Here is a 14,346-nt window from a genome sequence, read left to right as displayed (position 1 = left end):
GGCTGCGACGGCTGGGACTGGGACAGCGTATTGCCGTATTTCAAACGGGCCGAGAACAATGAGCTTGGCGCAGACAGCGTGCATGGTGACAGCGGGCCGTTGCAGGTTTCACGGCAAAAAGAGCCTCGTCCAATCACCCACGCGTTCATTCAAGCCGCACAGCAGCTGCAACACCGCCATACCGAAGACTTCAACCGGGGTGATAACGAAGGCGTCGGTCTGTATCAGGTTACCCAGTTTCACGACCCGGCAAAGAATGGGGAACGGTGTTCCGCGGCAGCTGGTTATCTTTTCCCAGTTTCCGGCCGACAGAACCTGACTGTCATCACGCATGCACATGGCAGCAGGCTGCGCTTTGAGGGCAAGCGCGCAACGGGCGTTGTATACCGGGTGAGAGGCAAGGGCGCAGACATCACCATTCAGGCGAAGCGCGAAGTCCTGCTGTGTGCAGGGGCCTTGAAAACGCCGCAGCTGCTTCAGGTTTCAGGTGTTGGCGCAAAAAGCGACCTTGAACCGCACGGAATCGCGGTTCACCACGAACTGCCTGGCGTGGGACGGAACTTGCAGGATCATCTGGATTTCGCGTTGATCTTCAAAACCACAGACACCGACAATTTTGGTATCGGCCCGGCGGGGGCAGCGCGGTTGTTGCGACATATTCGGAGGTGGAGCAAGACGGGTGTCTCGATGGCGGCTACGCCATTTGCCGAAGGCGCAGCGTTTCTGAAAACCACCCCCGATCTGGAGCGTCCCGACATTCAGCTGCATTTCACCATCGCAATGGTCGATGATCATGCCCGCAAGCTGCATTACGGGTACGGGTACAGTTGCCATGTTTGCAAGCTGCGGCCGGAAAGTCGGGGGACCGTAGGCCTGAACAGCGCAGATCCCACGGCGGCGCCCGCCATCGATCCGGCGTTTCTGTCAGACAAACGCGATCTGCAAACCATGATCAAAGGCGCGCGAATGGCTCGGGATATCCTCAACGCGCCAGCTTTGGCCAAGTACCGGCACAAAGAACTGTTCGGCACCGATACCGCCCAGACCGATCAGGATTGGGAGGAGCACATCCGCGCCCGCGCCGACACGATCTATCACCCCGTGGGCACCTGCAAAATGGGCGTGGACGAAATGGCGGTCGTCGACCCCCAGCTTCGCGTGCGCGGGCTTGAAGGCCTGCGAGTCGTCGATGCCTCGGTGATGCCGACATTGGTGTCGGGCAATACAAACGCGCCCACGATCATGATAGCCGAAAAAGCGGCGGACATGATCAAAGCGGCGGCGATGTAAGGACGTTACTTGCCTTTCATCAGAGCTTCCAGCCCGATACGGTAATTGGGATAGATCAGATCAATACCCAGTTCTTCCTTGATCCGGTCGTTTCGAACCCGCTTGTTTTCGTTGTAGAAACTGCGCGCCATCGGCGTCAGATCGGCGTCGTCGAACCGGACCGCAGGAGGCAGGGGCAAACCCTGCAACTCGGCTGCGTATCCTATGACATCCTGCGGCGGGACCGGTTCGTCGTCACATACATTGTAGATGCTTCCCGGATTCGGCTTCATCATCGAGGCCTCCAAGATCTGCGCGATGTCTTCCACATGAATGCGCGAAAACACCTGCCCCGGTTTGATAATGCGCCGCAATCCACCACGCTTGAGCTTGGAAAACGGACCGCGCCCCGGCCCATAGATACCCGCTAGACGGAAGATGTGAACAGGCAGGCCCGGAATGGCCGACCATTGCTCCTCGGCCAGCATACGCCATCTTCCGCGCTTGGCGGTCGGTGTGGGCGGCGTGTCCTCATCCACCCAACCACCCTGATGGTCGCCATAGACGGCCGTTGTCGACAAGTAGCCCACCCAATCGAACTGACTGGACCGCTTGGCAATTTCATCGCCCAGCGCCGCCAGCACAGGATCACCCGCTTCATCTGGCGCCGTCGAGATCAGCAAATGGGTCACCCCATCAAGGTTCAGTGCATCACCCGGCCAAATCAGCGGCTCGGCGCCAGAGGCCCGGATTGCACCCGTCCCTTCAAGGTCTCGCGTCGTGCCAAAAATTTTCCAGCCCTTAGGGGCAAGTTTTCGGGACAGGGCCTGGGCAGAATAGCCATGGCCGAATGAAAAGAGCGTCTTGGTCATGCCCCTTTGATGATCTGCGTCGTACCGGGATGCAAGCGCCGCATGGACGCACTTGAATCGAATCTTCGATTGCGCCTTTCTGTTGGCCATGAGCAAAAAAACACCTGACCTGCATTCGGCCTATGCGCTGAGTTCTCCGGACGAGAACAGACAGCTCTATGCGGAATGGGCAGGAGATTATGATGACAGTTTCGCCGCGCGCGAAGATTATCAGCTTCACACCCACACGGCACGGGCATTTGTCGGCGCGGGCGGTCAGGGGCCCGTTCTGGATGTCGGAGCAGGAACCGGCCTGTGCGGCGCGGTGCTGTCGGCGCTTGGCGTCGGACCCATTGATGCAACCGACATCAGCGCAGAGATGCTGGATCAGGCGATGAGCAAGGACATTTACCGGGACGCGATCGAGGCTGATCTGACACAGGGCATCCCCGTTCCGCGCCACAACTATTCCGGCATAGTTTCATCCGGCACGTTCACACATGGTCACTTGGGCCCCGAGGTGTTGCCCGCGCTGTTACGCGTGGCGCGGCACGGGGCGCAGTTTGCCCTTTCGATCAATGCGCGCCATTTCGAGGAACTGGGTTTTGCAGAAAAACTGCGTCAATTGGAACAGGGTCAAATTCGAAATCTGACCCTGCCCGAAGTTCGCATTTATGGCGATCTTGCTGCTGGCCCCAACAAAGACGACACGGCGTTCATTGCTTTGTTTGAGCGGGTTTAAACTAAGGCAATCACGCCGAAACCATCAGGTGTACATCTGCTTTTTGTACGCGCGCGTACGCGTTGTCGCCTCAGCCGAGCCATCGTGGTAGGTGCCGAACCACTTGTCGAACGGGATTTCGGACGTGCCGTAGTTGCACTCGAAATACCTGTGATGAAGCTGGTGGAAGAAATCCCCAGCTCGCGCAGCCTCGGTTTCGCCAGCTTTCAGTTTTTCGAACCCTGAATGGGACAGAACCGGGCTGATCTGCTGGAATGAACTGTGAAACAGCAGATGCAGCGGATGAGACGGCACAATCAGGTGGATGAAGTAGGTGGTGAAATACAGCAGGTTTTCATACCAGTGGTTCGAAATCCCAGACCAGGGCCCGATATTGACATTGCGGTGATGCACGGCGTGGACGTGTTTGTAGAGCTTTGGGTGATGCTCTAGCCGGTGCACCCAGTAAAAGTGCAGGCCAGACCACATCGGAATGAACATCATCCACACGGCAAACCAAACCGGAGCTTCAGCCCAGGTGATCGTCGGCGCCCAGCCGTTGGCCATCGCCCAGTAGATGATCCACTGATAAACGGTGGCCACTGTCATGGCGCTGCCCAGCGTCCACCAGATATTGTCCCAAACCTGATTGCGGAAAGAAAACGTTCCGTTGTTCCGTGTCAGATCCCGGCGGTCGAACTTTTTATACATGCCCTGCCCTTTTCGCATGTAAAGCCACCAATGCAGCCCCCCAGCCACCAGGATTTGCGGCACCATGTTCAACAGCCAGATCCGAAACATCCAGCCGGGTGCAAAGCTCTGCATCGTCTCTAATGCAGGGAAAAAGAAGGCATAGGCAATTATCGCCAGAACCATGCACAAGGTCAGGGACGTGATCTGCAACCACGCGCCGCTGTACCATTTCAGCACTGCCGCGGGGCGCGGTGGCCAGCTGAACAAAGGGTTCAGACCCACGGGACCTTCGGGGTGATAGTGCCAGCGGGCGGTTTCGGGATCCGGGGCGATATCCGTCATGATGCTCTCTTTGGGATGTGCAGTCAGGTTGCGTAGTCTGATTCCTCTGCGTCGAGAATCGCCTTGATCTCACGCAGGTGCGCCTCGGCCTGATCGGGATAGTCATCCAGCTCAAGCGCTGTTTTTTCGGCAATCTCATCCGACAAGACTCGCAGGGGCCGCCCGGTCTGCAAGGCACGAATGTAGGTTTCGGCCGCGCGTTCGAAATAATACAGCCTGTTGAAGGCATCCGCAGGGTCGCTGCCGATGACCAGAACACCGTGATTGCCCATGATCATGACCTTCTTCCTGGGATCGGACAGCATCCCGGCGCAGCGTTCACCCTCACTTTCAAAGGCCAGACCTCCGAATTCTTCATCTACCACGTAGCGGTTGTAAAAGGTCGCCGTGTTCTGATCGATCGGCGGCAATGAACTGTCGGCCAAAGCCGCCAGAACAGTCGCAAAGATCGAATGCACATGCATGACGCAACGCGCATGCGGGCAGTGGCGGTGGATTGAACCGTGCAGCCCCCAGGCCGTCGGGTCCGGCGCGCCAGGTTGTTCCATCACATTCGGGTCATTGGCATCCAGCAACAATAGATCCGAGGCACGAATGCGCGCGAAGTGCACCTGATTGGGGTTCATCAGAAACTGCGTGCCGTCATCATTCACCGCCAGGCTGAAATGGTTGGCAACCGCCTCATGCATGTTCAGCCGGGCCGTCCAGCGGAAGGTGGCGGCCATATCCACGCGCTCGGACCAATGGTCGATATTGGGACGAAGACTGGTGAGGCTCATGCTTGGCTCCTTTCGCGGCTGGTCGTGGCCAAACCTGCATGGGGCCCGGCAGTTTGACCAACGAAAAAAACGCAACTATCCCATTAGCTGAACTTATACCGAGGTTATGTAGATGCAGAACTCGCTTCCTCCGCTGGGCTGGTTGCGCACTTTCGAAGCCGCCGCACGCCATCTCTCGTTTACCGGCGCGGCACGAGACCTGAACATGACGCAAAGCGCCGTCAGCCAGCAGATTAAATCTCTGGAAGGGCATCTGGGGCAGCCACTGTTTCTGCGCCGCCCCAAAGCTCTGGAACTGACCGAGGCCGGAATCACCTATTTGCCAGTTGTGCGAGAGGCATTCCGGACACTGATGCGCGGAACCCGGGCGGTTACCGGCGCGCAACCAAACGCGGTTCAAGTGCAATGCAACATCAGCTTTGCCGTCAACTGGCTGGCCCCGCGCCTGCCGGCGTTTCGGGCGGAACATCCGCATGTTCAATTGAACGTCTTCACCGAGCTTTGGGAACCGCGCGAAATGGCCGAAGGCGCAGCGGTCGAGATTCGGTTCTCGCTCCGCCCGTCCGACACGGTCCGAACTGAAATTCTGCGTACCGAACACTATTATCCGGTCTGCGCACCAGATTATCCGGTATGCTTGGAAAACCTTCAGGAACAGCCACTTTTCGACTGCTCCAACCTGCTGTCCAACTGGCCAAGTTGGGCGGAAGATCAGGGTCTGAATTGGGGAAATCCGCCGATAACCTACGCGACGACCTATCTGGTTTGCCTGTCAGCGGTCATGGCTGGCGGTGGTCTTTGCCTGGCACATGACACGATCGCCAGTCATCTGATCAAGCGCGGTCAGCTGGTCGCACCGTTCAAGCACCGTGCGCGAATGCCCGAGTCCTACTATCTGCTACTGTCCCCACAGGCCGAGGACACACCCGGCGCCGTGGCCTTTGCCAACTGGGTGCGGCGTGAGATCGGGTCTGAGGTGTAAAGGGAAACGCGCGCGCCAGAACCAAAAGACGTGCCCAACATGTATGAGGAATCCCCAACACCGAAGAACCGGGGTTGCACCCGCTGACGCATTCGTGAAAGTTGAGCCATGGAATACACACCTTTCCCAAGCTGGCCCGATGTCGCCCCCAAATTGATCGCAGTTGCAGCCGGACGCGAGGCGGCGGACATGGTCATTCAGGGCGGAATCTGGGTGAACGTACACAGCCGCGAATTGTTGCCCGATCATTCAGTGGCGATTGCTGCCGGGCGCATAGCATTCGTCGGACCGGATGCCTCGCATTGCGTGGGTCTGGATACGGAAATCATCGAAGCACAAGGGCGCTACATCCTGCCCGGCTTGTGTGATGCGCATATGCATATCGAATCCGGAATGCTCACCCCAGCCGAATTTGCCCGTGCCGTCATCCCGCATGGAACCACCAGCATGTTCACCGATCCGCATGAGATCGCCAATGTGCTGGGTCTGGACGGCGTGCGGATGATGCATGACGAAGCCATGATGCAACCGGTCAATATTTTCACCCAGATGCCATCCTGCGCGCCATCCGCACCGGGGTTGGAAACGACGGGCTATGAAATCACACCCGAAGACGTGGCCGAGGCAATGAACTGGCCGGGTATCATCGGGCTGGGCGAGATGATGAATTTCCCGGGCGTGATCCACTGCGACCCCAAGATGCTGGCCGAGATTGCAGCCACTCAACGGGCCGGGAAAACGGTCGGAGGGCACTATGCTTCGCCTGATTTAGGGCCTGATTTTGCGGCTTACGTCGCGGGTGGCCCGGCGGATGATCACGAAGGCACATGCGAGGCCGACGCCATCGCACGGGTTCGGCAGGGGATGCGCTCGATGATGCGTCTGGGGTCGGCCTGGTATGATGTGGAAAGCCAGATTACGGCCGTGACAAAAAAAGGGCTGGATCCGCGCAACTTCATTCTGTGCACGGATGACTGTCATTCCGGCACATTGGTGAATGACGGGCATATGAACCGCGTCGTGCGCCATGCCATTGCTTGCGGATGTGACCCCCTGGTCGCGCTGCAAATGGCGACGATCAACACGGCAACGCATTTCGGGCTGGAACGCGAGATCGGTTCCGTTACTCCGGGGCGGCGGGCGGATATCATCCTCAGCTCGGATCTGACCGAACTGCCGGTTGAGATCGTGATAGCCCGCGGGCAGGTTGTCGCGGAAAACGGTGCAATCAAAGTGGACTGTCCACATCTGAACTGGCCCGAAAAATCACGCAACACCGTGCATCTGGGGCATGAACTGACGTCGGCCGATTTTGAGATCAAGGCACCGGAAGGGGCCAACAAAGTTCAGGCCAACGTCATCGGCGTGGTGGAAAACCAGGCCCCGACCAAGGCATTGAAAGCTGAATTGCCGATCATTGGCGGGCTGGTCGAGGGCGAAGGCGAAGTGTGCCAGATCGCGCTGGTCGAGCGGCACCGGGCCACCGGGGGCGTTACCAACGCTTTTGTTTCGGGCTTTGGCTATCAGGGAAAAATGGCCATGGCCTCGACCGTGGCGCATGACAGTCATCACATGATCGTCGTCGGTACGGACCGGGATCAGATGGCGCTGGCCGCCAACCGTCTGGCCGACGTGGGCGGTGGCATCACCTTGTTCCGGGATGGGCAGGAACTGGCGCTGGTCGAACTGCCCATCGCAGGCCTGATGTCCGACAGCCCCGCCGCCGAAGTCGCGGCCAAGGCCGACAGGATGGTGCAGGCGATGCAGGACTGCGGCTGTCATCTGAACAACGCGTACATGCAGCATTCATTGCTGGCGCTGGTCGTGATTCCCGAACTTCGAATATCGGATCTCGGGTTGGTCGACGTACGCACATTCGAAAAAATAGAACTTCTGGAACCATTGGCATGACCACACTCCTGACACCGCAAGCACCCGCGCCAGAACAGTTTACCGATCCCGCCGCCGCTGTTGCACGGTTGGAAGAGCTGTACGTGCAGGCCACCGATTTCCTGTGCGACAGCTTTGCGGACGCCATGGAAAATGGGGCACCTGCCGCGCGATTCAGAGCCTATTATCCGGAAATTCGCATCAAAACCTCGACCTATGCCCAAGTCGACAGCCGCCTGAGCTTTGGGCATGTGTCTGAACCTGGTGTTCATGCCACGACGGTGACGCGCCCGGATCTGTTCAGATCCTACCTGACCCAACAGATCGCCCTGTTGATCAAGAACCATGGTCAGCCTGTAACAATTGCGGCGTCGGACACACCGATTCCGGTGCATTTCGCCGTGGCAAACAATCCCGATCTGGTCGTGCCTCATCAGGGCGCAGCCGACTTCACCTTACGCGATGTGTTTGATGTTCCGGACCTGACAACCACCAATGATGACATCGTCAATGGCGTGCATGACCATGAAGATGCCGTTGGACCCTTGTCCCTTTTCACCGCCCAGCGCGTGGATTATTCGCTTGCCAGATTGGCACACTACACGGCCACCGACGCTGGTCACTTTCAGAATCACGTGTTGTTTACGAACTACCAGTTCTATGTCTCGGAATTCGAAAACTACGCCCGAGAACAATTGGCGGACCCTGCCAGCGGCTATACCAGCTTTGTTTCAACCGGCAATGCCGAGATCACGGACCCAAAGGCACCTATCGAACAACCGCTGAAACTGCCGCAAATGCCGACCTATCACCTGAAGCGCAAAGATGGTTCGGGGATTACTTTGGTGAACATCGGTGTTGGCCCATCCAATGCAAAAACCGCCACCGACCATATTGCCGTTCTGCGCCCGCATGCATGGCTGATGGTTGGCCATTGCGCCGGGTTGCGCAATACGCAGGCATTGGGCGATTTCGTTCTGGCCCACGCCTATCTGCGCGAAGACAAGGTTCTGGATGACGATCTGCCCGTCTGGGTGCCGATCCCGCCTTTGGCCGAAGTTCAGGTGGCGCTGGAACACGCCGTGGCCGAGGTAACGAAACTGGAAGGGTATGAGCTGAAGCGGATCATGCGGACCGGCACCGTGGCTTCGGTCGACAACCGAAACTGGGAATTGCGCGATCAGTCCGGCCCGGTCCAGCGACTCAGCCAATCCCGGGCAATCGCGCTGGATATGGAAAGTGCCACCATTGCCGCAAACGGCTATCGGTTCCGCGTTCCGTACGGCACTTTGCTGTGCGTGTCGGACAAACCCCTGCACGGAGAATTGAAGCTGCCAGGCATGGCGTCTTCGTTCTATACCACTCAGGTCAGCCGACATCTGGCCATCGGCATCAAGGCGATGGAGCATCTGCGCGGCATGCCGTTGGAGCGTTTGCACAGCCGGAAACTGCGCTCCTTCGACGAAACGGCCTTCCTCTGACGCAAAAAAGCAACGTTTTCCCCATATTTTTAGGGATTTCAGCGCTACTATTCGTTGTGTTTGGCCACAATATCCCGTTACAGTTACGCGGTGAGGCCCTATAGATCGGGCACGTTAAGGAGACCAAGAAATGGCAAAGCCTATGACAAAGACTCAGCTGGTAGCTGCTCTCGCTGAGGAAATGGGAACCGACAAGAAATCCGCAAACTCCGCGCTGGAGGCCATCACCGGCCTGATTACCCGCGAAGTTTCGGCCGGTGGCGCAGTGACCCTGCCCGGCGTCGGCAAAATCTACTGCCGCGAGCGGCCCGAGCGTCAGGTTCGTAACCCGGCCACTGGTGAAACCTTCACCAAAGAAGCCGACAAGGTTGTGAAAATGACCATCGCCAAAGCGCTGAAAGATAGCGTGAACGGCTGATTTCAGCTTTTCATGACAACGATAAAGGGCCGCCTTCGGGGGGCCTTTTTTCTATCGTCTTGAATATGTTGTGCCTGCCGGGTTTGAACCCGTTTCACACAGCATGTTTCGGCCCGGAATTCACCACCCAAGTGAAAATGCGCCCTCAGGGTCAGAGAACTGGCAAAATCTTGCCGTGGCGTTGGCGGGCCTCTTTTCAAGGCTTGTCCGATCACCTTACAACTTCGTCAATCTTCGAACCGGCAATGAAGTATCTTGCAAAACAGCGTCTGTAGAAAGAAAACGACTTGGCCGCGCTTGTCTGGCAGCACCCGTTCCGCGATTGCGGTGGGTCTTATCACTCTTGTCTCTGCCTGCGCGCAAAGCACCACCAATGAAAATCTCGACCCTGAACGTCAGTTGATGGCTCTGCAAGAGGTCTCGAAAAAGCGGGCCAGAGGGCAAAGAGTATGGTGCGTGCCCTACGCTAGAGACCTCAGCGGTATTGAAATTCGCGGCAACGCGAAGGACTGGTGGGGAAGGGCGCAGCAAGTGTTTGAGCGCGGCAAGGAACCGGTTGTTGGTGCGGTTATGTCGTTTCGGGCGACCCGCGGAATGCCGCTGGGCCATGTGGCTGTCGTGTCCGATATCGTCACCGACCGAGAAGTCATCGTGAATCATGCCAACTGGCACCGAAACAAGGTGTCGTTGAAGATGGGCGTCAAAGATGTCTCAAAAAACAATGACTGGACGTTGGTTCGGGTTGAAAGCCAACCGGGCCGCTACGGCAATCCCTACCCGGTAAACGGGTTCATCTATCCGGCGGTTGACGAATAGCCTTGCCCAACTTCATTTCACGGGCGGGTTGATTGCAACGCGGGCAACATTCCTTTTGATCGTGCCGTAAAGGCAGCCGCCGTCCGGGTTGGGATGTCGCGTGGTTGAAAAGCCCGCAGATTGTCCAAAGCTGCAATATTGTCGGTAAAAATAGAAACGGGCACCAGAGGTGCCCGTTTCTGTTCCGTGTCTCTGGTCCGGTCAGTGGACCGTTTCAACCTTGTGGAAGTCCAGATCACGATCTTCTGGCATCGAGTCGATGCTCAATACCTCCTGGCGTTTGGTGATCAGGATATAGACGACGCAAGCCAGATACAGCCCAACCACGACCGCTCCGATCCACTGGATTTGCAGCCACTGGCTTTGGAACAACAGGGTCAGGACAAACAGCAGTGCGACGTTGCCAGCCACATAGACCGCCTTTCCGAACCGCTCGACGGTCAGGTTCAGGTTGTCGGTGTACAGACGGATCAGCGAGTCCAGAGAGTTGATCACGAACGTTACACCTACGATCACCATCGCAATGTTGGTGATGCCAGCGGTACTTATGCCGTTCAGGTGGTAATAATAAAGTACAGTGAACCAGATCCCCAGCGGGATCGACGGGAAGATCAACAGCGCGGCCAGCAACTGCCACGTGGTCAGACCACCCACAAAGCGCGACGTAAACTGTCCGATCATGATCGACCATGCAAACCACCAGAACAGGTAGAACGCGTGATAGTCGGTCAATGGCAGGACGAACTTGTGCAGGTTGGCGAAATAGGCGCCGATATTGCTGCCGGTTTCCACGAACCCGGTCACGCCCATACCTGCGGCTGCCCACATGCCCAGAATCAGGGCAAGGAACAGAAAGGTCGAACCGACGGACAGGATGCGAACGTATTTCAGATCGGTCGAGGAATAGGCCGCCGCCAGAATGACGACAAACACGATGATGTAGAAGGTGGTGACGACGGATTCGCCATCGCCGACCTCGGGCAGATAGCCGGGCAGGTAGATCAGGAACAGGCTGGCGGTGAAAGCGCATGTGCCGATGATCACCACGTTGTTGATCAGCTTGACCAGCGGGATCTCAAAGAACTTCACGCGGGGTTCTATCACGCAGAAGTAGAAGGCCGTCAGGAAATAGAAGGCCCAGATCAGAAAACCCCAGAATCCGAATTCGATCGCCAGCGGGTTGGCAAAGGCATAGGCCGGATCCTCGGCGTATCCTCCGAATTCGGTCAGTGGAAACATGATCAGGCCGACATCCAGGCCGGATGTGAACAGAATCGCGATGAACGTGAACAGATGAACCGGTGTCACGCCGACACAGCGCAGGTTCCACCATTTCACGACGAAGAAAGCGACCAGCCCCAATGCCAGCAGGACGCCGAACGATAGAATGTACTCCAGAAGCACCGACAAACCTCCCTTGATATGTCAGGTCCTGCCGCCGATATCTTTAATTGGCTGGTCAATCAATATAAACATGCGCAAGACTTTTCTTGCATCACGCATGTGTCTTTTTTGACGCGCACCGCTTGCGACCGACCCCAAAATCAGGAACAGTCCGCGCAAAGTGACAGGGGGTCTCCATGGATCTGCGCGCCATAGCCATGGGGCTGACATTTGCCCTGATCTGGTCATCTGCCTTTACCTCAGCGCGTATTATCGTGGCGGATGCGTCCCCTCTGTTTTCGCTGGCCTTGAGGTTTCTGATCTCCGGTGTTCTGGGGGTCATGATAGCTCGCGCGATGGGGCAAAGCTGGCACCTGACCCGAAACCAATGGCGCGCAACGATATTGTTCGGGATCTGCCAAAATGCCCTTTATTTGGGTCTAAATTTCTATGCGATGCAAACGGTCGAGGCTTCGGTCGCGGCCATAATCGCATCCACCATGCCCTTGTTGGTGGCGCTGGCGGGGTGGTTGATTTTCGGCGAAAAGCTGCGGCCACTGGGTGTTTTGGGTCTGTTCGCCGGTTTCGCCGGAGTCGCCCTTATCATGAGCAGCCGGATCAGCGCGGGCGTTGATATGTTCGGGGTCGCGCTTTGCGGTTTGGGTGCTCTTGCCTTGACCTTTGCAACCTTGGCCGTTCGCGGTGCAACATCCGGCGGGAACTTCATGATGGTCGTTGGCTTGCAGATGTTGGTTGGTTCAGCCGCGCTGTTTGCGGCTGCTCCGGTCTTTGAAACCATCTACATCCACCCGACGTTGCCACTGGCGCTGGCCTTTACCTACACGACTCTTTTCCCCGGATTGCTGGCGACACTGATCTGGTTCCTGCTGTTGGACCGGATCGGACCCGTTCGAGCCGCCACCTTCCACTTTTTGAACCCTGTGTTTGGCGTCACCATCGCGGCGATCCTGCTGGGCGAGAAGCTCGGCGCCATGGATGCGGTTGGCGTCGCGGTTACAACCCTTGGCATTCTTGCGGTTCAGCTTTCACGCCAGCCCGTTCAGGGCAGCAAAGCCTCGACCTGAGACAGCAGTTTGCGGGAATCGGGTTTTACATTTGACCCGAAAGTCGCCGCGACTTCACCCTCAGGATCGATCAGGATTTTGTTGAAGTTCCACTTGGGCGTGAACCCGGTCTGCGCGGCAACGGCCTTATAAAACGGGTGGGCGTCAGCCCCTTTGACCGGAGTGATATCCGTCATCGGTAAAGTCAGCCCATAGTTCATCTCGCAGAACTGTTTCACCTCTTCCGCGGACCCAAGTTCCTGATTGAACGAATCCGACGGAACCGCAAGAACGACCAGCCCCTTGCCGGAATAGGCCTCATGCACCTTTTGCAGAGCCTTGTATTGCCCGGTAAACCCGCATTGTGACGCGGTGTTGACCACCAGGATGGGTTGGCCGCGCCACTCTTCGATGGCCAATGTGCCTCCGTCGATCGAGTCGAACTCACCGGTCAGCGGTGCCGCCTGAACGGCGCGGCCCAGCAAGATCAGGGCAGTCAAAAGCAGCAATCTCATCATGTCTTGTCCTCCCTTTCATTCAGATACGTGTGACTCTGTTGTTCAGATCACTTGCACGACTGCGAGAGCGGTTTGAAATATCGCTTTGCTTTCCACCCCGCAGCCCCCAGATAATGGCGCAAACACTATTTCAGCCGGAGGATCCATGACTCGCTATACCAAAGACCCCACGGCCATTGCTGCGCTTTCGCCCGAAGAGTTTCACGTCACCCAGCGCAGTGGTACAGAACGTCCGGGCACCGGGAAATACCTGAACAACAAGGAACCGGGCATTTATGTAGATATCGTATCAGGTGAGCCGCTGTTTGCCTCGACCCACAAATACGAATCCGGGTGCGGCTGGCCCAGTTTCACCAAGCCGATCGTGCACGAACATGTCGAAGAGTTCCGCGATACCACGCATGGCATGATCCGGACCGAGGTTCGCTCGAAACACGGCGACAGCCATCTGGGGCATGTCTTCCCGGACGGTCCGCGTGAACATGGCGGTTTGCGGTACTGCATCAACTCTGCCTCGCTTCGGTTCATTCATCGGGATGAGATGGAAGCCGAAGGTTATGGCGAATACCTGATTCATGTGGAGGAAATCTGATGACCGAGCAACGCGCTGTACTGGCCGGGGGCTGCTTCTGGGGGATGCAGGACCTGATCCGCAAACTGCCGGGCGTGTCGCGTACGCGTGTCGGCTATACCGGCGGTGACGTGCCCAACGCGACCTATCGCAACCACGGTACCCACGCGGAAGGGATCGAGATCTGGTTCGATCCGTCTCGGATCAGCTATCGCGACCTGCTGGAATTCTTCTTTCAGATCCATGACCCAACCACGGTCAACCGGCAGGGCAACGATATCGGCATGAGCTATCGATCTGCGATCTACTACGTGGATGACACTCAGAAACAGGTGGCCCTGGACACCATCGCCGACGTGAATGCCAGCGGCTTGTGGCCCGGAAAAGTCGTGACCGAGGTCGAACCTGTCGGAGAGTTCTGGGAAGCCGAACCAGAGCATCAGGATTATCTGGAGCGGATTCCGAACGGCTATACCTGCCACTTCCCGCGTCAGGATTGGGTCCTGCCCAAACGCTCAAGCGCAGCAGAATAAAGCACCACCTGCCCGGCCCCTCTGAGCTTTCAGGG

General features: G+C 57.4%; 15 protein-coding genes (1 of these 15 only partly in view). 10 read left to right on the top strand and 5 right to left on the bottom strand.

Annotated elements, in window-relative coordinates:
• Nucleotides 1-1,290 carry the 3' portion of a GMC family oxidoreductase gene (locus FIU92_RS16640; protein ID WP_152459681.1) on the top strand. Its footprint begins 330 nt before the window's first position, so 1,290 of the gene's 1,620 nt are visible here — the last part of the coding sequence; its start codon lies off the left edge, out of view; the stop codon is at nucleotides 1,288-1,290.
• A 5-nt stretch (nucleotides 1,291-1,295) separates the two neighbouring features.
• Here FIU92_RS16640 and FIU92_RS16635 read toward each other — a convergent pair whose 3' ends face one another.
• A complete protein-coding gene (locus tag FIU92_RS16635; RefSeq protein ID WP_152459680.1) occupies nucleotides 1,296-2,141 on the bottom strand; it encodes an SDR family oxidoreductase in 846 nt (281 codons plus the stop codon).
• A gap of 88 nt (nucleotides 2,142-2,229) precedes the next feature.
• Between FIU92_RS16635 and FIU92_RS16630 the strand changes: the two genes are divergently transcribed.
• On the top strand, nucleotides 2,230-2,862 hold the full coding sequence (locus FIU92_RS16630; RefSeq protein ID WP_152459679.1) for a class I SAM-dependent methyltransferase: 633 nt from the start codon (nucleotides 2,230-2,232) through the stop codon (nucleotides 2,860-2,862).
• Between the two features lie 24 nt (nucleotides 2,863-2,886).
• Here FIU92_RS16630 and FIU92_RS16625 read toward each other — a convergent pair whose 3' ends face one another.
• On the bottom strand, nucleotides 2,887-3,876 hold the full coding sequence (locus FIU92_RS16625) for a sterol desaturase family protein (protein WP_152459678.1): 990 nt from the start codon (nucleotides 3,874-3,876) through the stop codon (nucleotides 2,887-2,889).
• 23 nt (nucleotides 3,877-3,899) lie between these two features.
• Nucleotides 3,900-4,655: a class II aldolase and adducin N-terminal domain-containing protein gene (locus FIU92_RS16620; protein ID WP_152459677.1), complete on the bottom strand. Its 756-nt coding sequence runs from the start codon at nucleotides 4,653-4,655 to the stop codon at nucleotides 3,900-3,902.
• 112 nt (nucleotides 4,656-4,767) lie between these two features.
• Here FIU92_RS16620 and FIU92_RS16615 point away from each other — a divergent pair, with 112 nt between their 5' ends.
• The 5 genes from FIU92_RS16615 to FIU92_RS16595 all read left to right on the top strand — a co-directional run bounded on the left by FIU92_RS16615 (nucleotide 4,768) and on the right by FIU92_RS16595 (nucleotide 10,242).
• Nucleotides 4,768-5,637 carry a LysR substrate-binding domain-containing protein gene (locus FIU92_RS16615; RefSeq protein WP_152459676.1) on the top strand — a complete coding sequence of 290 codons (870 nt, stop codon included), beginning with the start codon at nucleotides 4,768-4,770 and terminating at the stop codon, nucleotides 5,635-5,637.
• Between the two features lie 108 nt (nucleotides 5,638-5,745).
• Complete coding sequence (ade, locus tag FIU92_RS16610; RefSeq protein ID WP_152459675.1) at nucleotides 5,746-7,548, top strand: adenine deaminase; 1,803 nt, start codon at nucleotides 5,746-5,748, stop codon at nucleotides 7,546-7,548.
• Nucleotides 7,545-9,008 (top strand): AMP nucleosidase, encoded by a 1,464-nt coding sequence (locus FIU92_RS16605; RefSeq protein WP_152459674.1) that lies wholly within the window; start codon nucleotides 7,545-7,547, stop codon nucleotides 9,006-9,008. Before ade ends, FIU92_RS16605 begins: the two co-directional genes overlap by 4 nt.
• Before the next feature lie 130 nt (nucleotides 9,009-9,138).
• Nucleotides 9,139-9,426, top strand: coding sequence for an HU family DNA-binding protein (locus tag FIU92_RS16600; RefSeq protein WP_117871130.1), 288 nt, complete (start codon nucleotides 9,139-9,141; stop codon nucleotides 9,424-9,426).
• Nucleotides 9,427-9,723: 297 nt separating this feature from the next.
• Entirely contained in the window at nucleotides 9,724-10,242 is a 519-nt protein-coding gene (locus FIU92_RS16595) for a CHAP domain-containing protein (RefSeq protein ID WP_254444005.1), read from the top strand.
• 201 nt (nucleotides 10,243-10,443) lie between these two features.
• Here FIU92_RS16595 and FIU92_RS16590 read toward each other — a convergent pair whose 3' ends face one another.
• A complete protein-coding gene (locus FIU92_RS16590) occupies nucleotides 10,444-11,640 on the bottom strand; it encodes a BCCT family transporter (RefSeq protein WP_152459945.1) in 1,197 nt (398 codons plus the stop codon).
• A 182-nt stretch (nucleotides 11,641-11,822) separates the two neighbouring features.
• Here FIU92_RS16590 and FIU92_RS16585 point away from each other — a divergent pair, with 182 nt between their 5' ends.
• Nucleotides 11,823-12,710, top strand: coding sequence for a DMT family transporter (locus FIU92_RS16585; RefSeq protein WP_152459673.1), 888 nt, complete (start codon nucleotides 11,823-11,825; stop codon nucleotides 12,708-12,710).
• Here the strand turns inward: FIU92_RS16585 and FIU92_RS16580 are convergent.
• Nucleotides 12,686-13,207: a glutathione peroxidase gene (locus FIU92_RS16580; protein ID WP_152459672.1), complete on the bottom strand. Its 522-nt coding sequence runs from the start codon at nucleotides 13,205-13,207 to the stop codon at nucleotides 12,686-12,688. The genes FIU92_RS16585 and FIU92_RS16580 overlap by 25 nt on opposite strands.
• Nucleotides 13,208-13,352: 145 nt before the next feature.
• On the opposite strand from FIU92_RS16580, the gene msrB reads away from it, so the two are divergent.
• Nucleotides 13,353-13,799 carry a peptide-methionine (R)-S-oxide reductase MsrB gene (gene msrB / locus FIU92_RS16575; RefSeq protein WP_152459671.1) on the top strand — a complete coding sequence of 149 codons (447 nt, stop codon included), beginning with the start codon at nucleotides 13,353-13,355 and terminating at the stop codon, nucleotides 13,797-13,799.
• On the top strand, nucleotides 13,799-14,311 hold the full coding sequence (gene msrA / locus FIU92_RS16570; protein ID WP_152459670.1) for a peptide-methionine (S)-S-oxide reductase MsrA: 513 nt from the start codon (nucleotides 13,799-13,801) through the stop codon (nucleotides 14,309-14,311). The genes msrB and msrA overlap by 1 nt, the downstream gene beginning before the upstream one ends.
• The last annotated feature ends 35 nt before the right edge of the window (nucleotides 14,312-14,346 follow it).

Origin of the sequence: Ruegeria sp. THAF33 (assembly GCF_009363615.1) — a bacterium.
GTDB lineage: Bacteria > Pseudomonadota > Alphaproteobacteria > Rhodobacterales > Rhodobacteraceae > Ruegeria.
Note: the sequence above shows the minus strand (reverse complement) of the source record. Positions and strands in the feature narration are given on the sequence as shown.